Annotated in this window: 15 protein-coding genes and 1 pseudogene; 11 read left to right on the forward strand and 5 right to left on the reverse strand. The window is 67.8% G+C overall.

What is annotated here, in order from left to right:
- Positions 1-96: 96 nt before the first annotated feature.
- The 6 genes from QP609_RS17250 to leuB are packed head-to-tail and all read left to right on the forward strand — an operon-like array spanning position 97 to position 6,669.
- Entirely contained in the window at positions 97-1,188 is a 1,092-nt protein-coding gene (locus QP609_RS17250) for a threonine dehydratase (protein ID WP_049420878.1), read from the forward strand.
- Positions 1,185-2,771 (forward strand): 2-isopropylmalate synthase, encoded by a 1,587-nt coding sequence (locus QP609_RS17255; RefSeq protein ID WP_197621387.1) that lies wholly within the window; start codon positions 1,185-1,187, stop codon positions 2,769-2,771. Before QP609_RS17250 ends, QP609_RS17255 begins: the two co-directional genes overlap by 4 nt.
- Positions 2,772-2,781: 10 nt before the next feature.
- The gene (locus QP609_RS17260; protein ID WP_014648338.1) at positions 2,782-3,561 is read left to right on the forward strand and encodes a class I SAM-dependent methyltransferase; all 780 of its coding nucleotides are present in this window, start codon (positions 2,782-2,784) and stop codon (positions 3,559-3,561) included.
- A 60-nt stretch (positions 3,562-3,621) separates the two neighbouring features.
- Positions 3,622-5,040 carry a 3-isopropylmalate dehydratase large subunit gene (gene leuC / locus QP609_RS17265; protein WP_032958185.1) on the forward strand — a complete coding sequence of 473 codons (1,419 nt, stop codon included), beginning with the start codon at positions 3,622-3,624 and terminating at the stop codon, positions 5,038-5,040.
- Positions 5,040-5,618, forward strand: coding sequence for a 3-isopropylmalate dehydratase small subunit (leuD, locus tag QP609_RS17270; RefSeq protein ID WP_005410953.1), 579 nt, complete (start codon positions 5,040-5,042; stop codon positions 5,616-5,618). Before leuC ends, leuD begins: the two co-directional genes overlap by 1 nt.
- Complete coding sequence (leuB, locus tag QP609_RS17275) at positions 5,608-6,669, forward strand: 3-isopropylmalate dehydrogenase (RefSeq protein ID WP_053496221.1); 1,062 nt, start codon at positions 5,608-5,610, stop codon at positions 6,667-6,669. Before leuD ends, leuB begins: the two co-directional genes overlap by 11 nt.
- A gap of 141 nt (positions 6,670-6,810) precedes the next feature.
- Here leuB and QP609_RS17280 read toward each other — a convergent pair whose 3' ends face one another.
- Positions 6,811-7,584, reverse strand: a complete 774-nt coding sequence (locus tag QP609_RS17280) for an SDR family oxidoreductase (protein WP_046432430.1) — start codon at positions 7,582-7,584, stop codon at positions 6,811-6,813.
- A gap of 117 nt (positions 7,585-7,701) precedes the next feature.
- Between QP609_RS17280 and QP609_RS17285 the strand changes: the two are divergent.
- Positions 7,702-8,607: pseudogene (locus QP609_RS17285) on the forward strand (LysR family transcriptional regulator).
- Between the two features lie 403 nt (positions 8,608-9,010).
- Here the strand turns inward: QP609_RS17285 and QP609_RS17290 are convergent.
- Positions 9,011-12,172 (reverse strand): efflux RND transporter permease subunit, encoded by a 3,162-nt coding sequence (locus tag QP609_RS17290; protein WP_289213817.1) that lies wholly within the window; start codon positions 12,170-12,172, stop codon positions 9,011-9,013.
- A gap of 4 nt (positions 12,173-12,176) precedes the next feature.
- Positions 12,177-13,307: an efflux RND transporter periplasmic adaptor subunit gene (locus QP609_RS17295; protein WP_014648344.1), complete on the reverse strand. Its 1,131-nt coding sequence runs from the start codon at positions 13,305-13,307 to the stop codon at positions 12,177-12,179.
- Positions 13,308-13,426: 119 nt separating this feature from the next.
- Between QP609_RS17295 and QP609_RS17300 the strand changes: the two genes are divergently transcribed.
- From QP609_RS17300 to QP609_RS17310, 3 genes are all read left to right on the forward strand, one after another.
- Positions 13,427-14,107, forward strand: coding sequence for a TetR/AcrR family transcriptional regulator (locus QP609_RS17300; protein ID WP_111206945.1), 681 nt, complete (start codon positions 13,427-13,429; stop codon positions 14,105-14,107).
- Between the two features lie 136 nt (positions 14,108-14,243).
- Positions 14,244-14,891 carry a protein-L-isoaspartate O-methyltransferase gene (locus QP609_RS17305; protein ID WP_014648346.1) on the forward strand — a complete coding sequence of 216 codons (648 nt, stop codon included), beginning with the start codon at positions 14,244-14,246 and terminating at the stop codon, positions 14,889-14,891.
- Between the two features lie 16 nt (positions 14,892-14,907).
- On the forward strand, positions 14,908-16,266 hold the full coding sequence (locus QP609_RS17310) for a TolC family outer membrane protein (RefSeq protein ID WP_014648347.1): 1,359 nt from the start codon (positions 14,908-14,910) through the stop codon (positions 16,264-16,266).
- 100 nt (positions 16,267-16,366) lie between these two features.
- On the opposite strand, the gene QP609_RS17315 is transcribed toward QP609_RS17310, so the two are convergent.
- Positions 16,367-17,611 (reverse strand): hypothetical protein, encoded by a 1,245-nt coding sequence (locus tag QP609_RS17315; protein ID WP_041863798.1) that lies wholly within the window; start codon positions 17,609-17,611, stop codon positions 16,367-16,369.
- Between the two features lie 223 nt (positions 17,612-17,834).
- Entirely contained in the window at positions 17,835-19,133 is a 1,299-nt protein-coding gene (gene waaA, locus QP609_RS17320) for a lipid IV(A) 3-deoxy-D-manno-octulosonic acid transferase (RefSeq protein ID WP_014648349.1), read from the reverse strand.
- A gap of 60 nt (positions 19,134-19,193) precedes the next feature.
- Here waaA and QP609_RS17325 point away from each other — a divergent pair, with 60 nt between their 5' ends.
- Positions 19,194-20,111, forward strand: a complete 918-nt coding sequence (locus tag QP609_RS17325) for an LpxL/LpxP family Kdo(2)-lipid IV(A) lauroyl/palmitoleoyl acyltransferase (protein ID WP_014648350.1) — start codon at positions 19,194-19,196, stop codon at positions 20,109-20,111.
- The last annotated feature ends 87 nt before the right edge of the window (positions 20,112-20,198 follow it).

The following is a 20,198-nucleotide window of genomic DNA, read 5'->3' on the forward strand; positions in this document are numbered from 1 at the left end:
ACACCCGTACCGTAGTGACCACGGTGCCGGTACGGAGGCGTCTTCTTCGCCGCCCGTGCCCGCATGCGGCGGTCGCCCGCACCGCGCTGGTGGCCCATGCCGGCCGCTGATGCCAGCCAGGAAAGCGATGTCGGCGACGTAAGCGTCGCCGACGTACTGGCGGCGCAGGCCCGGCTGCGGCGCTTCCTGCCGCCTACCCCGCTGCACCATGCCGAGCGCTTCGGCACCTGGCTGAAGCTGGAGAACCTGCAGCGCACCGGGTCCTACAAGGTCCGCGGCGCGTTGAACGCGCTGCTGGCCGGCCGCGAGCGCGGCGATACCCGGCCGGTGATCTGCGCCTCGGCCGGCAACCATGCCCAGGGCGTGGCGTGGGCGGCCTACCGCCTGGACGTGCCGGCCATCACCGTGATGCCACATGGTGCACCGGCCACCAAGATCGCCGGCGTCGCCCACTGGGGCGCGACCGTTCGCCAGCACGGCACCAGCTACGACGAGGCCTACGCCTTCGCGGTCGAACTGGCACAGAGACACGGCTACCGCTTCCTGTCCGCGTTCGACGACGCCGATGTGATCGCGGGCCAGGGCACGGTCGGCATCGAGCTGGCCGCACACGCGCCGGACGTGGTGATCGTGCCGATCGGCGGCGGTGGACTGGCCTCCGGCGTTGCACTGGCGCTGAAATCGCAGGGCGTTCGCGTGATTGGCGCGCAGGTGGAAGGCGTCGATTCGATGGCACGTGCGATCCGCGGCGACGTGCGCGAGATCGCCCCGGTTGCCTCTCTGGCCGACGGCGTGCGGGTGAAGATTCCCGGCTTCCTGACCCGCCGCCTGTGCACCTCGCTGCTGGACGATGTGGTGATCGTGCGCGAGGCCGAACTGCGCGAAACGCTGGTCCGGCTGGCGCTGGAGGAACACATCATCGCCGAGGGCGCGGGCGCGTTGGCGCTGGCGGCCGGCCGCCGCGTCGCCGGCCGCCGCAAGTGTGCGGTGGTGTCCGGCGGCAACATCGATGCCGGTGTCCTGGCCGGCCTGCTCACCGACATCCGTCCGCGCCCGCCACGCAAACCGCGGCGACGGCGCAGCGAAACCCCGCGCTCGCCGACCAAGGCCAGCGCCCTCGCCTCCCCCGCCTCTTCCCCTTCCCCCCTGCAAGCCGTCGCACCCGCTGTCGAGGAGATTTCCCTGTGACCACCATCGAACGAATTACCACCCCGCGCATCCGCATCTTCGACACCACCCTGCGTGACGGCGAGCAGTCCCCCGGCTGCAGCATGAGCCCGCCGCAGAAGCTGGTGATGGCGCGTGCGCTGGACGAACTGGGCGTGGACATCATCGAGACCGGCTTCCCGGCCAGCTCGCAATCCGACCGCGAGGCGATGGCGATGATCGGCCGCGAGCTGCGCCGCCCGAGCCTGAGCCTGGCGGTGCTGTCGCGCTGCCTGCAGGCCGATATCGAGACCTCCGCACGTGCACTGGAAGCGGCAGCCAACCCGCGCCTGCACGTGTTCCTGTCGACCAGCCCGCTGCACCGCGAGCACAAGCTGCGGATGACCCGCGAGCAGGTGCTGGAGTCGGTACGCAAGCACGTCTCGTTGGCCCGTTCCTACATCGACGACGTCGAGTTCTCGGCCGAGGATGCCACCCGCACCGAGCTGGACTACCTGATCGAGGTTTCGCGCGTGGCCATTGCCGCCGGCGCCACCACCATCAACCTGCCCGACACCGTCGGCTTCACCACGCCGGAAGAAATCCGCGCGATGTTCCAGCAGGTCATCGCCGGCGTCGCCGACGTGCCGAACGCGGCCAACGTGATCTTCAGCGCGCACTGCCACAACGACCTGGGCCTGGCGGTGGCCAACTCGCTGGCCGCCATCGAAGGCGGTGCACGCCAGGTCGAGTGCACCATCAACGGCATCGGCGAGCGCGCCGGCAACTGTTCGCTGGAAGAGATCGCGATGGTGCTGAAGGTCCGCCAGGCCTTCTACGAACAGGACAGTTCGATCAACACCCCGCGCATCGTCGGCACTTCGCAGCTGCTGCAGCGTCTGGTCGGCATGCCGGTACAGCGCAACAAGGCCATCGTCGGTGCCAACGCGTTCGCCCATGAATCGGGCATCCACCAGCACGGCATGCTGCGCCACCGCGGCACCTACGAAATCATGCGTCCGGAAGACGTGGGCTGGGAAGATTCGCAGATGGTGCTGGGCCGCCACAGTGGCCGCGCCGCCGTCGAAGCGCGCCTGCGTGCGTTGGGCTTCTGGCTGGACGAAGACGAACTGAAGCTGGTGTTCGAGCAGTTCAAGGGCCTGTGCGAACAGCAGCGCGTGGTCACCGATGCCGACCTGCAGACGTTGATGCAGGGCGGCTCCAACGCGCAGGGCTACCGCCTGGCCTCGATGACCATCAGCGACGTCGGCAGCCGCGCCAACGCGCTGGTCGAACTGTCCGACCCGGATGGCAACCGCGTGGCCGAGACCGCGCAGGGCGACGGCCCGGTCGATGCGCTGTTCGGCGCGCTGTCGGCCGCTACCGGCGTGCAGCTGATGCTGGACAGCTACCACGTGCACAGCGTCGGCATCGGCGCCGATGCGCGCGGTGAAGCCAACCTGAGTGTGCGCCATGACGGCGTGGAGTACGACGGCACCGGCACCAGCAAGGACATCATCGAAGCCTCCGCGCTGGCCTGGCTGGATGTGGCCAACCGCCTGCTGCGCCAGCGTCAGGCCGCCGTCCACAGCAGCGCCGACGTTCCCGCTTCCGCCACCGCCTGAGGATCCCACCATGAGCGCCTTCGACACCCCCACCCCGGCCAGCGCCGCTGGCCAGCAGTGGAACGCCCAGGACTATGCGATCGATGCCGGCTTCGTGCCGCTGCTCGGCGGTGCGGTATCGCGCCTGCTCGACCCGCGCGCCGGTGAGCGCATCCTCGACCTGGGCTGTGGCGATGGCGTACTCAGCACCGAACTGGCCCTGAGCGGTGCGCGCATCCACGGCGTGGATGCCTCGCCGGAACTGGTGATCGCCGCCCGTGCGCGCGGCGTCGACGCCCAGCTGATGGACGGCCACGCACTGTCGTTCGACAGCGAGTTCGATGCGGTGTTCAGCAATGCGGCACTGCATTGGATGACGACTCCGGACCGCGTGCTGGAAGGCGTGCGCCGCGCCCTGCGCCCCGGTGGCCGCTTCGTCGCGGAGTTCGGCGGCCACGGCAACGTGGCCACGATCATCGCGGCCGTGCAGGCCGCGCGCGTGGCCCACGGGCATGGCGCCAGCACCTTCCGGTGGTACTTCCCGACGGCCGACGCCTACGCCGATCGCCTGCGCCAGCATGGCTTCCAGGTGCAACTGATCGAGTGCACGCCGCGCCCGACCGCACTGCCGACCGGCGTGGCCGGCTGGCTGCGGGTATTCGCCGCACCGCTGCTGGACGACCTGCCGGCCGAGGCCCGCGCCACCGTGCGCGAGGCGGCCACCGCACTGCTGGCCGAGCTGCCGCGTGACGCATCTGGCCAGCCGCTGGCCGACTACGTGCGCCTGCGTGTGCTCGCCCGCCGTCGCTGACTTGACCGTTCCGCTTTCCTTACTGATGTTCGCTATTTCGTACTTCTGCCAGGCATACGCATGACTTCCGCACCCCGCACCCTGTACGACAAACTGTGGGACGCCCACGTGGTGGTTCCCGAATCCGACAGCGCGCCCGCCGTGCTGTACATCGACCTGCACCTGATCCACGAGGTGACCTCGCCGCAGGCCTTCACCGAACTGCGCGAACGCGGCTTGTCGCCGCGCCGGCCGGACCGCACCAAGGCGACGATGGACCACTCCACGCCGACCCTGCCGGCCGCCGCGGACGGCACGCTGCCCTATGCCAGCGCCGCCTCCGAGGCACAGGTCGCCACGCTGGCGCGCAACTGCGCCGAGCACGGCATCGAGCTGTTCGACATGGCCTCGGACAACCGCGGCATCGTCCACGTGATCGCGCCCGAGCAGGGCTTCACCCAGCCGGGCATGACCATCGTCTGCGGCGACAGCCACACCTCCACCCACGGTGCCTTCGGTTCGCTGGCGTTCGGCATCGGCACCAGCGAGGTCGGCCACGTGCTGGCCACGCAATGCCTGCTGCAGCGCAAGGCGAAGACGCTGGCGATCACCGTCGATGGGCCGCTGGCGCCGGGTGTCGGCGCCAAGGACGTGGTTCTGCACATCATCGGCGTGATCGGCGTCAATGGCGGCACCGGCCACGTGATCGAGTTCCGCGGCAGCACCATCGAAGCGATGGACATGGAACAGCGCATGACCCTGTGCAACATGTCGATCGAAGCGGGTGCGCGTGCCGGTATGGTGGCGCCGGACCAGGTCACCTTCGACTTCGTCGCCAACACCCCGCGCGGCCCAAAGGGCGCCGATTTCGAGGCTGCGGTGGCGCGCTGGCAGCAGCTGCGCAGTGATGACGGCGCGCGCTTCGACAGCGAAGTGCACATCGACGCCGCCGATATCCGCCCGACCCTGACCTGGGGCACCCACCCGGGTACCGCCATCGCGGTGGATGCGCCGATTCCGGCCGCCAACGATGCCGCCGCACAGAAGGGCCTGGACTACATGCATTTCCAGGCCGGCAAGGCGCTGGCCGGAACGCCGGTGGACGTGGTGTTCGTCGGTTCCTGCACCAACGGCCGCCTGAGTGACATGCGTGAGGTGGCGCAGGTGCTGCGCGGTCGTCGCGTCGCCGACCGGGTGCGCATGCTGGTGGTGCCGGGCTCGGAGATCGTCAAGCGAGAGGCCGAGGCCGAAGGCATCCATGAGATCGTGCGCGCGGCCGGTGCCGAATGGCGCGAGCCGGGCTGCTCGATGTGCATCGCCATGAATGGTGATCTGGTCGCGCCCGGGCAGCTGGCCGTGAGCACCAGCAACCGCAATTTCGAAGGCCGCCAGGGTCCCGGTTCGCGCACCCTGCTGGCCTCACCGATGAGCGCGGCGTGGGCCGCGGTGAACGGGCATGTCGCCGACACCCGCGAGCTGTTCGCACAGGAGGTGGCGTGATGGCCGGTTTCCGCACCTTGACCTCGGCCAGCGTGGTGCTGCGCCAGACCAACATCGACACCGACCAGATCATCCCGGCGCGGTTCCTGTCCACCACCGAACGCGCCGGCCTGGGCCGCAACGCCTTCAATGACTGGCGCTGGCAGGCCGACGGTTCACCGGTGGCCGACTTCGCCTTCAACCAGCCGCACAACGCCGGCCGCAGCATCCTGCTGGCGGGTCGCAACTTCGGCTGCGGCTCGTCGCGCGAACATGCACCGTGGGCGCTGACCGACCTGGGCCTGCGCGCCATCGTCAGCAGCGAGATCGCCGACATCTTCCGTGGCAACTCGCTGAAGAACGGCCTGCTGCCGATCGTGCTGGACGAGGCCGACGTGCAGGCGCTGATGCAGCGCCCGGATGATGAGCTGACCATCGACGTGGCCGCGCGCGAACTGCGCACGCCGGACGGCCGCGTCTATTCCTTCCCGCTGGACGGCTTCTCGCAGACCTGCCTGCTGGAAGGTGTCGACCAGTTGGGGTATCTGTTGGGCCGTGTCCCTGAAATCGAACGTTACGAGAGTGAGCATGCACGCTGAAATTGTTGTCCTGCCCGGTGATGGCATCGGCCCGGAGGTGGCCGCCGCGGCAGTCGCCGTCCTGAAGGCCGTCGCCGAACGCTTCAACCACAGCTTCACCTTCAGCGAGCACGACATCGGTGGCATCGCCATCGACCGCCACGGCGAACCGCTGCCGGCGTCGACCCTGGCCGCCTGCCAGGCCGCCAGCGCGGTGCTGCTGGGCGCAGTCGGTGGCCCGAAGTGGTCCGACCCGAACGCCAAGGTGCGTCCGGAACAGGGCCTGCTGGCGATCCGCAAGGCGCTGGGCCTGTACGCCAACCTGCGCCCGGTGCGCACCCATGAGGCCGCGCTGCACGCCTCGCCGATCAAGGCCGAGCTGCTGCAGGGTGTGGACTTCGTGGTGGTGCGCGAACTGACCGGCGGCATCTACTTCGGCGACAAGACCCGCGATGCCGACAGTGCCAGCGACCTGTGCCGCTACACCGTGGCCGAGATCGAGCGCGTGCTGCGCAGTGCCTTCCGCCTGGCCCGGCAGCGGCGTGGCAAGGTCACCTCGGTGGACAAGGCCAACGTGTTGGAAACCTCGCGCCTGTGGCGCGACGTGGCCGCGCGCATCGGCCGCGAGGAGTTCCCGGAGGTGGCGCTGGAGCACCAGCTGGTCGATTCGATGGCCATGCACCTGCTGGCCAAGCCGCGCGAGTACGACGTGATCGTCACCGAGAACATGTTCGGCGACATCCTCACCGACGAAGCCTCGATGCTGGCCGGCTCACTCGGCCTGCTGCCCTCGGCCTCGCTGGGTGAACCGGGTGCGGTCGGCATCTACGAACCGATCCACGGTTCGGCCCCGGACATCGCCGGCAAGGGCATCGCCAATCCCTACGCGACGATCTTCAGCGCGGCGATGCTGCTGCGCCATTCGCTGGGGCTGGAAGACGAAGCCGCAGCAGTGGAAGCGGCGGTGCACGCGGTGCTGGATGATGGGGTGTTCACTGCCGACCTGGCCGCCAAGGGCCAGGCCGTGAGTACCGCCGCCGCCACGGATGCGGTGCTGGCCAAACTCAACTGATCCGATGGCGCCACTCCATGCGTGGCGCCTCTGCCTTTGGTCATTGTGCGCAGCCACCCATGGGGTGGCTCTACTGTAGATCCACGCCATGCGTGGATCGTTCGAATGTCGCGCAGCAGATCCACGCCATGCGCGGCTGCATTATTTGGTGGTGTACCCACCATTGACCAGGATGGTCTGCCCGGTCATCCACCAGCCATCGGTGACCAGGAAGCGGATCCACGGCACGATGTCGGCGATGTCGGTCAGGCCGGTACGGGTGAACGCCGAGAGCGCGGCCGCGGTCTTGTGGTACGCCTGTGCATCGGCACTCTCGGCCGGGTAGAAGAACGGCGTGTCCATCGGGCCCGGCCCGATCGCAGTCACCGAGATGCCGCGCTCACCGAACTCCTTTGACGCCGCGCGGGTGAAATGCTCGACCGGCGCCTTGGTGCCGGCATAGCTGGAATAGAACGGCGTGAACGCACCCAGCAGTGAGGTGACCAGGGTGCAGATGCGACCGCCGTCGTTGACCTGGCGGCCGGCCTCCTTGAGGAAGAAGAATGCGGCCTTGGCGTTGACCGCGCTCATCTCGTCATACTCCGCTTCGCTGATCTCCAGCAGCGGCTTCTTCAGCACCTTGCCGACCGTATTGATGGCGATGTCGGGACGGCCGACTGCGGCTACAGCATCGGCGAACAAGCGCTCCATCGCTGCCGCCGACGTCAGGTCGCCCTGCAGGGCTACCGCCCTGCTGCCGGCCGCCTGCACGGCGGCAACGGTTGCTTCTGCATCGGCCTGGGTGGCGGCACTGTTGTAGTGGATGACGACGGCGCTGGCACCCTGGCGGGCGAAGTCGCGGGCGATCAGGCCGCCCAGGTTCTTGGCACCACCGGCAATCAGCACAGTCTTGCCCTTGAGGGAATGGTCGGTCATGGCTTCGGTCTCAGGAGGGGGCTGCCCGGGGTGGCAACCCTGCCCTGACGACGATATCGTGCAGAAAAAGCGGATAAAGCCCGCCACATTGACTTAACTTTCCAGAGCCAGCGAACAATGGACCGGATCGATCGCTTCCGCATCTTCACCCGGGTCGTGGAGTGCGCCAGCTTCACCCGTGCTGCCGACCAGCTCGGCCTGCCCCGCTCGACCGTCTCGGCGGCGATTGCCGAGCTGGAACAGCGGCTTGGCACCCGCCTGCTGCAGCGCTCGACCCGACGGGTATCCACCACCCATGACGGCGACGTGTTCCATGCCCGCTGCCTGCGCCTGATCGCGGAGGTTGAAGACGCCGAGTCGCTGTTCCGGCAGGACGACGCGCAACCCGCCGGTTTGCTGAAGATCGACGTACCCAGCCGCATCGGCCGTCGCATCATCGCCCCGGCGTTGCCGGATTTCTTCGCGCGCTACCCGCAGGTGGAACTGGACCTGGGCATGACCGACCGCGCGGTGAACCTGATCGAAGACGGCTGCGATGCCGTGCTGCGGGTCGGCCAGCTGGGCGATTCCAGCCTGGTGGCGCGCTCACTGGGCCAGCTCGACTTCGTCAACGTGGCCGCGCCGGCCTACCTGCGCGAGCACGGTGTTCCGCAGCATCCTGCCGACCTGCCGCAGCACCGCGCGGTGAACTATGCGTCGCCGACCACGGCACGGGTGGAACCGTGGGAATGGCAGGATGGCGGCCAGCTGCGCACGCTGCCGATGCCCGGCTGGGTACGCGTGAACAGCGCCGAGGCCTCGATCGCGTGCTGCGTGGCGGGATTGGGGCTGTTGCAGATTCCGCGCTACGACGTGCAGGCCGAGCTGCAGTCAGGCGCATTGGTGGAGGTGATGCCGCAGTACGCGGCGTAGCCGCTGCCGGTGACCCTGCTGCAACCGCATCGGCAACACCGTGCACTGCGCGTGCAGGTGTTCGTCGAGTGGCTGCTGCCAGTGCTGCGGATCGGCCTGCAGCTGCAGTAGATCCACGTCATGCGCGGGTGCTTCTGTAGAGTCGAGCCATGCTCGACTCATCCCATCATCGCGCGAAGAGCGAAGAGCGAAGAGCAGCCGAGCATGGCTCGGCTCTACAGAAAGCAGATCCCGCGAGCAGATCAGTCCACGCCATGCGTGGATGCATGCTGCAGTGCCAACCAAGGTTGGCACCTACCAGGGCAACGATCCGCTGCTGTAGATGCACGTCATGCGTGGGTGCTTCTGTAGAGTCGAGCCATGCTCGACTCATCCCATCATCGCGCGAAGAGCGAAGAGCGAAGAGCGAAGAGCGAAGAGCAGCCGAGCATGGCTCGGCTCTACAGAAGGCAGATTCCGCGAGCAGATCCATCCACGCCATGCGTGGATGGGTGCAGCCGCAGAACCCGGGGCATTACGCCCCGGATTCGTCCGGCTTCACCCGGAACCACGCCGCGTACAACGCCGGCAGGAACACCAGCGTCAGCACCGTACCCACGATCAGACCACCCATGATCGAGATCGCCATCGAGCCATAGAACGCGCTGCGCGACAGCGGAATCATCGCCAGCACGGCCGCCAGCGCGGTCAGCACGATCGGGCGGAAGCGGCGCACCGTGGCATCGATGATCGAATGCCAGCGGTCATGCCCGGCATCGATGTCCTGCTGGATCTGGTCGATCAGGATCACCGAGTTGCGCATGATCATGCCGGCCAGCGCGATCGTGCCCAGCAGCGCGACGAAGCCGAACGGCGCACGGAACAGCAGCAGGAACAGGGTCGCACCGATGATGCCCAGCGGCGCGGTCACCAGCACCATCGCCGCACGCGAGAAGCTGCGCAGCTGCAGCATAAGCAGCGTCGCCACCACCACCAGGAACAGCGGCATGCCGGCCTTGATCGAGTTCTGGCCGCGCGCCGAGTCCTCCACGGTGCCGCCGGTTTCCAGCAGGTAGCCGCTGGGCAGCTCGGCACGGATGCCATCCAGCGTGGGCACGATCTGGTGCACCACGTCCAGCGCCTGCATGCCATCGCTGATGTCGGCGCGCACGGTCACGGTCGGCAACCGGTTGCGGTGCCAGATGATGCCGTCCTCGAAGCCGTACTCCATCGTCGCCACCTGCGACAGCGTGATGCTGCCGCCGTTGGCGGTCGGCATCGACAGGCTGGACAGCAGCTCCAGCTGGTTGCGCTCATCGGCTGGCCCGCGCAGCAGCATCTCGATCTGGCGGTTGCCTTCGCGATACACGCTCACCGACTGGCCGGCCAGCGAACTGGCCAGGAACTGGCTGACCTGGGCGCTGCTCACGCCCAGCGCGCGGGCACGCTCCTGGTCGATCACCAGCCGCACCACCTTGCTCGGCTCGCTCCAGTCCAGGTTGACGTTCATCACGTGCGGGTTCTCACGCACCTTGGCCACGACCTGGCGCGCGATCGCCTGCACCTTCTCGATGTGCTCGCCGGAGATGCGCATCTGCACCGGATAACCGACCGGCGGGCCGTTCTCCAGGCGGGTCACGCGCATCTGCACGTCCGGGAACTTCGGAATCACCTCGTGCAGCAGCCAGTCACGGGTGCTTTCGCGCGATTTGATGTCCTTGGCCAGCACCACGAACTGGGCGAAGTTGGTCGCCGGCAGCTGCTGGTCCAGCGGCAGGTAGAAGCGCGGCGAACCGGTACCCACATAGGACACATAGTTGGCGATGCCCTCGCGGCTGGACAGCAGCTTCTCCAGCTTCTCGGCCTGGGCCTGGGTCGAGCGCAGCGACGCCCCCTCGGCCAGCTCGATATCCACCATCAGTTCCGGCCGGGTCGAGTCCGGGAAGAACTGCTGCGGCACGAAGCGGAACATCATCAGTGAGAACACGAACAGGGCAACGGTCGCGGCGATCACCCACCAGCGGCGGCGCAGGCAGGCGTCGAGGAAGCGCCGGAAGCTGCGGTAGAACGGGCGCTGGTAGGGATCGTGGTCGTGCCCATGCTGCGGCGGTGCGATCAGGTTGGCCAGCGCCGGATAGCGGTCGGCCCACTGCTGGCGCTTGGCCAGCCAACGCGCGGACAGGCTGCCGGGCTTCGGCGGCTGCGGATTGAACAGGTCCGGCAGCATCTTGTCGCCCAGGTACGGGATGAACAGCACCGCTGCGATCCATGACACCACCAGTGCGATGGTCACCACCTGGAACAGCGAACGGGTGTATTCACCGGTGCTCGATGCCGCCGTGGCGATCGGCAGGAAGCCGGCTGCCGTGATCAATGTGCCGGTCAGCATCGGGAACGCGGTCGATTCCCAGGCGAAGCTGGCCGCGCGCAGGCGATCGAAGCCCTGCTCCATCTTGGTGGCCATCATCTCCACCGCGATGATCGCATCGTCCACCAGCAGACCCAGCGCCAGCACCAGTGCGCCCAACGAAATCTTGTGCAGGCCGATGTCGAAGTAATGCATGACGAAGAAGGTCATCGCCAGCACCAGCGGAATGGTCACGCCCACCACCAGGCCGGTGCGCAGGCCCAGCGAGAAGAAACTGACCAGCAGCACGATCACCACCGCTTCGGTCAGCACCTGCACGAACTCGCCAACCGACTCCTCCACCGACTGCGGCTGGTCGGACACCTTGCGCAGCTGCATGCCAGCCGGCAGGGTCTTCTGCAGCCGCTCGAACTCGGCGTCGAGGTTGGCGCCCAGCTTGAGGATGTCACCGCCATCCTTCATCGCCACCGCCAGGCCGATCGCCTCTTCGCCCATGAAGCGCATCTTCGGCGACGCCGGATCGGCGAAGCCACGCTTGACCTCGGCGATGTCGCCCAGGTGCACGGTGCGGTCGCCAGCACGGATCGGGAACTGGCGGATGGCGTCGATGTCGTTGAACTGGCCCGTCACGCGCAGCTGCACGCGATCGGTGGCGGTCTCGAAGAAGCTGGTGCCGGTGATCGCATTCTGGTCGGCCAGCGCCTGCTGCACCTGCTGCATCGACACACCCAGCGTTGCCAGCCGGGTGTTGGACAGTTCGATCCACACCTTCTCGTCCTGCAGGCCGACCAGGTCGATCTTGCCGACATCGGGTACGCGCTGCAGTTCCAGCTGGATGCGGTCGGCGTAGTCGCGCATCACCGCGTAGTCGAAGCCCTTGCCGGTCAACGCATAGATGTTCCCGTAGGTGTCGCCGAACTCATCGTTGAAGAACGGGCCGACAATCTCGCGCGGCAGCGTCGCACGGATGTCGCCCACGCGCTTGCGAACCTGGTACCACAGGTCCGGGATCTGCCTGGAACGCAGGCTGTCGCGCGCCATGAAGATGACCTGCGATTCGCCGGGGCGCGAATAGGAGCGGATGAACTCGTACTCGCCGGTGTTCATCAGCGCCTTCTCGATCGGCTCGGTCACCTGCCGCGAGACCTGTTCGGCGGTGGCGCCCGGCCAAAGCGTGCGCACCACCATCGCCTTGAAGGTGAATGGCGGATCCTCGGACTGGCCCAGATGCTTGTACGACCATGCGCCGATCAGCGCGAAGGCAAGCATCGCGAACAGCACCAGCGGGCGGTTGGACAACGCCCACTCGGAAAGATTGAAGCGGCGCACCGGCTTACTCCTTGGCCTTGGCGGCAGCGGCCGGCGTGGCCGGCTTCAGCACCGGGCGGTTCTGGCGGTCCACGGCGATCACCGGCTGGCCGGCACGCAACAGGTGTCCGCCGGCAGCGACCACCCAGTCACCCGCATTCACGCCGGACAGCACCGGTACCGATTCGCTGCCATAGGCACCGGTGGTGACCGACGCGGCCTTCAGCGTGCTGTTGGCCGGATCGACCACCCACACGCTGGCGGCACCGTTGGCACCGCGCTGCAGCGCACCGAGCGGCAGCTGCAGGGTGCCGTGGCGGCCGGCGCTGCTGTAGACGCGCGCGCTCTGGCCCAGTTCGACATCGGCCAGCGCATCGGCGGGCAGGCTGACCCGGGTTGCATAGGTGCGTGCCTGTGGATCGGCGGCAGCGGCGATCTCGCGGATCGTGCCTGGCAGGCGCTGGCCAGGACGGTTCCACAGCTCCACCTCGACCGGCTGGCCCACCGCATAGTCGCGGATGGTGGCCTCGGGCAGGTCGATCAGCACTTCGCGCCCGCCATCGGCGGCCAGGTTGAAGATGGTCTGGCCGGCCGACACCACCTGCCCGGCTTCGGCCTCGCGGCTGGCGATCACGCCATCGGACGGCGCGCGCAGCTGTGCGTAGTCGGCCTGGTTGCGCAGCACATCGAGGTTGGCGCGGGCGGCGTTGGCCTGGCCCTGCGCGGCCTTGAAGGCGGCGGACTGCTGGTCCAGCTGCGAGCGGCTGACCAGCTGCTGGTCGGCCAGCACCTGGTAGCGCTTGAGGTCATCACGGGCACGCACCAGATCGGCTTCGGCCGCAGCAAGCTGCGCCTGCGAGGCGCGGGCCTGCAGCGCGAAGTCGGCCACGTCCAGCTCGGCCAGCACGTCGCCCTTCTTCACCCGTTGCCCGGCATCGACGTGGCGCTTGACCAGGTTGCCGCCAACGCGGAACGACAGTGGACTTTCCTGCCGCGCACGCACCGTGCCCGGGAACGCCGCCGGCGCCTGCCCGGCCTGCTCGCCAGGGTGAACCACCAGCACCGGAACGGCCGCCTGGGGCGCCCGTTCCTGTCCCGAACAGGCTGCCAGCGCAGCCATCCACACCATACCGCCCATCCAGCGCACGATCTTCATCGGTCAACGTCCTGAAAACGCAGGGTTGCAACTAAGGGGGGAGCCGCGACTGCCGGCCCAATTTAATAAACCGGCCGGTATAGTATAAATATCGAACCGCTTGGTCTAGTATTGTCGTGATGAGTTCTCACACTTCCCGCAAGCCGTCGGCCAAGCCCGCTGCCAAGGCCGCCGGACCCGGGCGCCCCAAGGACCTCGGCAAGCGCGCGGCGATCCTTGAAGCAGCCAAGACACTGTTCATCGAACAGGGCTATACCGGCGTGAGCATGGACACCATCGCCGCTCAGGCCGGCGTCTCGAAACTGACTGTGTACAGCCACTTCGGCGACAAGGAGACCCTGTTCTCCGAGGCCGTGCAGTCGAAGTGCATTGAAATGCTGCCCGATGCCCTGTTCGTGGCCGACGCGGACGGCCCGCTGCGCGACCAGCTGATCGGCATCGGTCTGGCCTTCTTCGAACTGATCACGTCCGATGCGGCGATCTCGATCCAGCGCATGATGATGGCGCCGGAGACCGACGAACGCCTGCGCGAGCTGTTCTGGAAGGCAGGACCGGAACGTACCTGCGAGGCCCTGGCTGACTTCCTGCGGGCACGCGCCGAGCGCGGCGAGCTGGAAATCACCGACTATTCGCTGGCTGGCGAGCAGTTCCTGACCCTGGTCAAGGGCGAAGTGCACATGCATATGATGTGCGGCATGCCACTGTCACCGGTGGAATGCGACCCTCTTGCCCACGTGACTGCCAGCATCGACTTCTTCCTGCGCGCCTATGCGCCGCGAGGGGCCGGGACGTCTGAATAACCAAAACTGAACGAACCGGAGGTCGCGATGACTTCCGGCACTGCGACCCCGGCCACCCGGCAGCTGATGCTCTGGGCGCGCCGCCGGCCTCCGGCACCGGTAAAATGGCCGGCCCACTGCGCTGGATTTGAACCTCATGACGATTGATTACGCCCACGCCCGCGAACTGATGGTGGAACAGCAGATCCGTCCCTGGGACGTGCTGGACATCAAGGTGCTCGACGTCCTGGCCCGCCTGCCGCGCGAGGCTTTTGTCGCCGATGCACACCGGGCACTGGCCTACGCCGATGTCGAACTGCCGATCGGCCATGGCCAGAAGATGATGAAGCCGGTCATCGAGGGCCGTACCCTGCAGGCGCTGGACCTGCAGCCGGGTGACGAAGTGCTGGAAATCGGCACCGGCAGCGGCTTCCTGTCGGCCTGCATCGGCGCGCTGGCGCGCGACGTGCTGAGCCTGGAAATCGACCCGGAGCTGGCCGCCGCCGCGCGCGCTCGCCTGGACGCGTCCGGCCTGGGCACCAACGTCCGCGTGGAAGTGGCCGACGCCCTGTCCTGGCAGACCGAACGCCGCTTTGACGTGATCTGTGTCACTGGTGCGGTCGACGTGGTGCCGTCACAGTTCGCCTCGTGGCTGCGTCCGGGTGGTCGCCTGTTCGTGATCCACGGCCGCTCGCCGGCGATGGAGGCCCTGCTGGTCAAGGCCGACGGCAGCAGCGAGTCCCTGTTCGAGACCGATATCGATTACCTGCGTGGTGCCGCCCCGGCCCCCCAGTTCCACCTCTGAGTCCAAGGAAGCCGCAATGATCCGCCGATCCCTCGCTGTTGCGCTGGCCACTGCCCTGCTGCCGTTGTCCGCCCATGCCGCCGACCTGCTGCAGGTCTACGAAATGGCGCGCAATGGCGATCCGCAGCTGTCCGCCGCCGAATCGACCCGGCTGTATGACAAGGAAGGCGCCGTGCAGGCGCGCGCCGCCCTGCTGCCGCAGATCAACGGCCAGGCCCAGCTGAACCGCACGCGCAGTGAGCCGAACGCCGACGCCAACTCCGGCTCGTTCACCAACAAGCGCCGCACCTACACGATCGACGGCAGCCAGACGCTGTTCAACTGGACCCAGATCAACAACCTGCGTTCGCAGCGCGAGCTGAGCAAGGCGGCGGACTTCACCCTCGATTCGGCCAACGACAGCCTGATCGTGCGCACCTCGGCGGCCTACTTCAACGTGCTGGTGGCGATCGAATCGCTGAATGCCGCACAGACCAATGAAGCGGCCGCGAAGAAGCAGTTCGACTTCGCCGACAAGCGCCTGGAAGTGGGCCTGGCGCCGATCACCGACGTGCACGAAGCACGCGCCCAGTACGACCAGGCGCGTGCCAACACCATCGTTGCGCAGAACACCCTGGCCGATAACTACCAGGCCCTGACCGAACTGACCGGCCAGCCGGTGACCAACCTGCGTGGGCTGCCGGCCGACTTCCGCCCGGAAGTGCCGGCCAACCGTGGCAACATCGATGAGCTGGTGCAGCAGGCCACCACCCAGAATCCGGCGCTGAAGGCGCAGGAACTGAAGGTCAGCGCCGCCGAGGCTGGCGTGCAGGCCGCCCGTGGCGGCCATTACCCGACCCTGTCGCTGGGCGGCAGCTGGGGCAAGAGCGCGACCTGGGGTGACAGCACTGGTTCCGGTTCGCTGTCGCCGGACGCCCGCACCAACAGCATCGGCCTGACCCTGAGCGTGCCGATCTTCTCCGGTGGTGCCACCCAGTCCGGCGTGCGCCAGGCGCTGGCCCAGCGTGACATCGCCCAGGACGGCTACGAGCAGCAGAAGCGCGCCCTGGACCGCAACACCCGCAATGCCTACCAGACCCTGGTACAGGGCATCAGCGAAGTGGAGGCCCGTCGCCTGGCCGTGGTCTCGGCACAGAGCGCGTACGACGCCTCGCAGGTCGGCCTGGAAGTCGGTACCCGTACCGTGCTGGACGTGATCCAGAACCAGCGCATCCTGTTCTCGGCGCAGCTGGACTACGCCCAGGCCCGCTACACCTTCCTGCAGAACCGCCTGCTGCTGAGCCAGTCGCTGGGTGCGCTGGACGTGGCCGAGCTGCAGGACGTCAACCGCCTGCTGACCCAGGACGCGGGCAATCCGGCAACGACCACGCACTGATCCGTCGCCCTGCCGGCAACAAAGAAGCCACCCGCAAGGGTGGCTTTTTTGCAGGCGGTGCATCCGCCCGCAGCTGCCCGTTGCGCGGCCCCGCGAACCCTCAGCCCGGCCATGCCCGCAGGCGTTCCAACGCCGCAAGGACGCACAGCGCGGCCGCCAAGGGCGCCAGCATCGGCAGCACCAGTTCGCGACCGGTTGCGCCCTGCCTCATGTCATTCCGCCGCCGCAGCACCGCCAGGCACAGCGCCGCCATCACCAGCAGGGTTGCCGGACCCGGCAGCGCCGGCAGGGTGCCCAACGGCAGCCACAGCACCAGCATCACCGCCGGCAGTCCGACCACCGCCACGATCACACCGCGGGAGCGTCCCACTGCATCACCCGCCCCTGGCCACAGCGATGTTGCCAGCCGCAAGGCCAGCATCAGCAGCACCAGCTGCAGGGCGGCCAGGCCCGTAGCCCCCGCCAGCGGCAACAACGGCAGCATCCACTCCAATTGCGGATGCATCTGCAGCGCCACCGACAGTGGCCGGGGACTGGCCAGCGCGGAAAACTCGACCAGCCCTGCCTGCAGTGCTGCCAGCACGATCAGCAGCAGCATCGCCAGCAACGAGACCAGCGCCAGCACTGCCGGTTGCCACATCGCGCCCTGGCGGCGCAACGCAGGAAAGCCCAGTGCCAAGCCGACGCTGGCAAATACCCCCAGCAGCGGCACCGCAGCCGCCAGCACCCCGCCCAGCCCGAAGCGATACGGCGCGGTCGCCGGTGGCAGCCAGGGGATCCAGTGCGCGTAATGCACATGACGTGCCGCCAGCGCCAGCAGCAACACCCCCGCACCGATCTTCACCGTCAACAGGGCGCAGGCCACCAGCACCACACGCCGTGGCGGCAGCAATGCCAGCGCGCCCAGCATCAGCAGGCCCACCGCCGCCGTGACCTGTTCCGGCAGCCAGTCGCAGGGCTGGAGGCCTTCGGCGGCCAGCACCGCGTGCAGATGGAGGGCCATGGACTGCGCCACGCCCGCCGTGGTCGCCACCAGCTCCAGCAGCAGGGCCATGCCCAACACGCCCGCCACCCGCGGCCCCCAGCTGGCAGCCAGCAGCCCGTGCAGGCCCTCGCCCGCCGGCAACCGCAGCACCAGATCCTGCAGGCAGCACAGCACCAGGCCGGCCCCCAGTGCAGCCAGCAACAGGCTGAGCACGATGGCGGGGCCTGCCTGTGCCGCCGTGTGCTGGCCCACCAGTGCGATCACGCTGCCGCCCACCAACAGTGTCAACGCCACCACCGCCAGATGGTCCGTCCCCAGTCCGGCCCCACCCGTGCCGTCCCCGCCCCTGTCGCCGTCCATCGCAAGTTCCCTTGATATCCGCCCAAGCGCGGTCGACAGCAGGCTGGCAGCCTGCGTCGTCCTGCGGAATCAGAATCGGTGGAATGTGCGCAACGATGTGATGGCAGGCACGCTGCCAGCGGCAGGGTCGGTCCAGCAACGACAGAAAAATCGTCGCTAAGCAGAATTGATGAAGTTGATCACGACAATGCTCGTCAGCGCCGCTGACTCCGCGCTGCCGCGATCACTCGCGCGGTGGTGGCAGGTGCGGCGCCACCAGGGCAAGCGTGCGTTGCAGCGCGCCGCGGCCATTGCTGACCAGCGTGCATCCCGCCCGCGCCATGTCTTCGCGGGCCTGGGCATCGTCGAGCAGGTGCTGCAGCAGATCGCCCACCGCCTGCGCGTCCTCGCCGATCAGCAGCGCCCCGGCCTCGCGCATGCGCCGGGAAATTTCCGCGAAGTTGTGCAGGTGCGGGCCGGTCACCGCCGCCGTTCCCATCGCGGCCGGCTCCAGCAGGTTGTGACCACCGATGGCCTGCAGGCTGCCGCCGACGAAGGCGACCTGGGCGCAGGCATAGAACGGCATCAGCTCGCCAAGGGTGTCGATGACGAACACGTCGGTGGCCGCGTGTGGCCACTGGTCCACGCGGCGGGTCGCCACGCTCCAGCCCTGTTCGCGCGCCAGCGCTTCCACCTTCGGGAAACGCTCGGGATGTCGCGGTGCCCACAGCAGCAGCAGCTCCGGATGCCGCTGGCGCAGGCGCCGGTGCAGGTCGATCACCGCCTGCTCCTCGCCATCATGCGTACTGGCGGCGATCCATACCGGACGAGCGGCCGGTACCCGCGCGTGGAACTGTTCGACGAAACCCTGCACATCCGGCGTGGCGATGTCGAATTTCAGGTTGCCCAGCGCCTGCACCTGGCCGGGATCCGCCCCCAGCTGCACGAAGCGCTCGGCATCGTCCTGCGACTGCGCGGCCACGCAGGTGACGGTGCGCAGCGCGCGGCGGATCAGTGCCGCCAGCAACCGGTAGCCGCGCAGCGAACGCGCCGACAACCGGGCGTTGAGGATGTACACCGGAATGCCGCGGTCACGGCAGCCGAACAGCATGTTCGGCCACAGCTCGGTTTCCAGGATCAGCGCCAGGCTGGGCTGGAAATGGCCGAGGAAACGGTTGACGCTGCCCGGCACGTCGTACGGCAGGTAGACATGGTCCAGGGCGTCGCCCCACAGCGCGCGTACGCGCTCGGAGCCGGTCGGGGTGATGGTGGTGATCACCCAGCGGATGTCCGGGCGCTGCTGGCGCAGGGCATTGACCAGCGGCGCGGCGGCATTGACCTCGCCCACCGAGACCGCGTGCAGCCAGACCCGCGGCTGCCCGGTCGGCTGCGGATAGGAGGCATAGCGTTCATCCCAGCGCCGGAAGTATTCACGAACCCGGAAACCGCGCCAGACCAGGTGGTACACGGTGATCGGCAGCAGGATGTAGAGCACGACCGAATACAGGCCGCGCAGGATCCATTCGACAGGGTCTTTGCGCATGCGGCAAGGATACGGGAGCCCCCGGGGAAAGACACGCGGCCGCCTTGGTAGAATGGCCCCATGTCAGATGCCTCCACCGCCGTCCGCCCATCGCTGCGCGATCCGCGCAACTGGCCGATGTTCGCCGCCATGTTCGGCGCCTTCGCCATCGCTCGCCTGCCGTGGATGCTGCAGCGCGCGCTGGGCCGGGGCGTCGGCTGGATCACCTGGCGCCTGCTCGGCAGCCGCCGCCGCGCCGCCGAAGTCAACCTGCAGCTGTGCTTCCCCGAGAAGGACGAAGCCTGGCGCCAGCGCCTGGTGCGCGACAGTTTCGATGCGCTGGGCGTGGGCGTGTTCGAGTGCATCCGCGCCTGGTGGGGCAGCATCGACCGCATCCGCCCGCAGGTACGGATCGAAGGCCTGGAACACCTGCGGCAGATGGAGGCTGAAGGCCGCGGCGTGCTGCTGGTCTCCGGCCACTTCATGACCCTGGAAATGTGCGGACGCCTGCTGTGCGACTACGTCGACCTGTCCGGCATGTACCGCAAGCACAAGAACCCGGTGTACGAGTGGGCGGTGAAGTTCGGCCGCCTGCGCTATGCCAAGGCGATGTTCGCCAACGAGGACATCCGCGCGACCGTGCGCCACCTGAAGAAGGGCGGCTTCCTCTGGTACGCGCCGGACCAGGACATGCGTGGCAAGGACACCGTGTTCGTGCCGTTCTTCGGCCACACCGCTTCGACCATCACCGCCACCCACCAGCTGGCAAGGATGACCGGTTGTGCAGTGATCCCGTACTTCCACCGCCGCGAAGGCGGGAAGTACGTGCTGAAGATCGGCGCACCGCTGGAGAATTTCCCCAGCGAGGACGTGGAAGCCGATACCACGCGGGTCAACCAGGCCATCGAAGAGATGGTGCGCGAAGCCCCCGACCAGTACCTGTGGATCCACCGCCGCTTCAAGCGCCAGCCCGGCGGCCGGAGTGATTTCTACAAATAACCGGATGCGGTGGAAGGGCCGGCGTCCTCGTGGCGCCAACCTTGGTTGGCGCCGGATGAACCGAGGCCGGTCCCGGGGAGCCCACCA

It is taken from the genome of Stenotrophomonas sp. 8(2023) (assembly GCF_030345295.1).
Lineage (GTDB): Bacteria > Pseudomonadota > Gammaproteobacteria > Xanthomonadales > Xanthomonadaceae > Stenotrophomonas > Stenotrophomonas muris.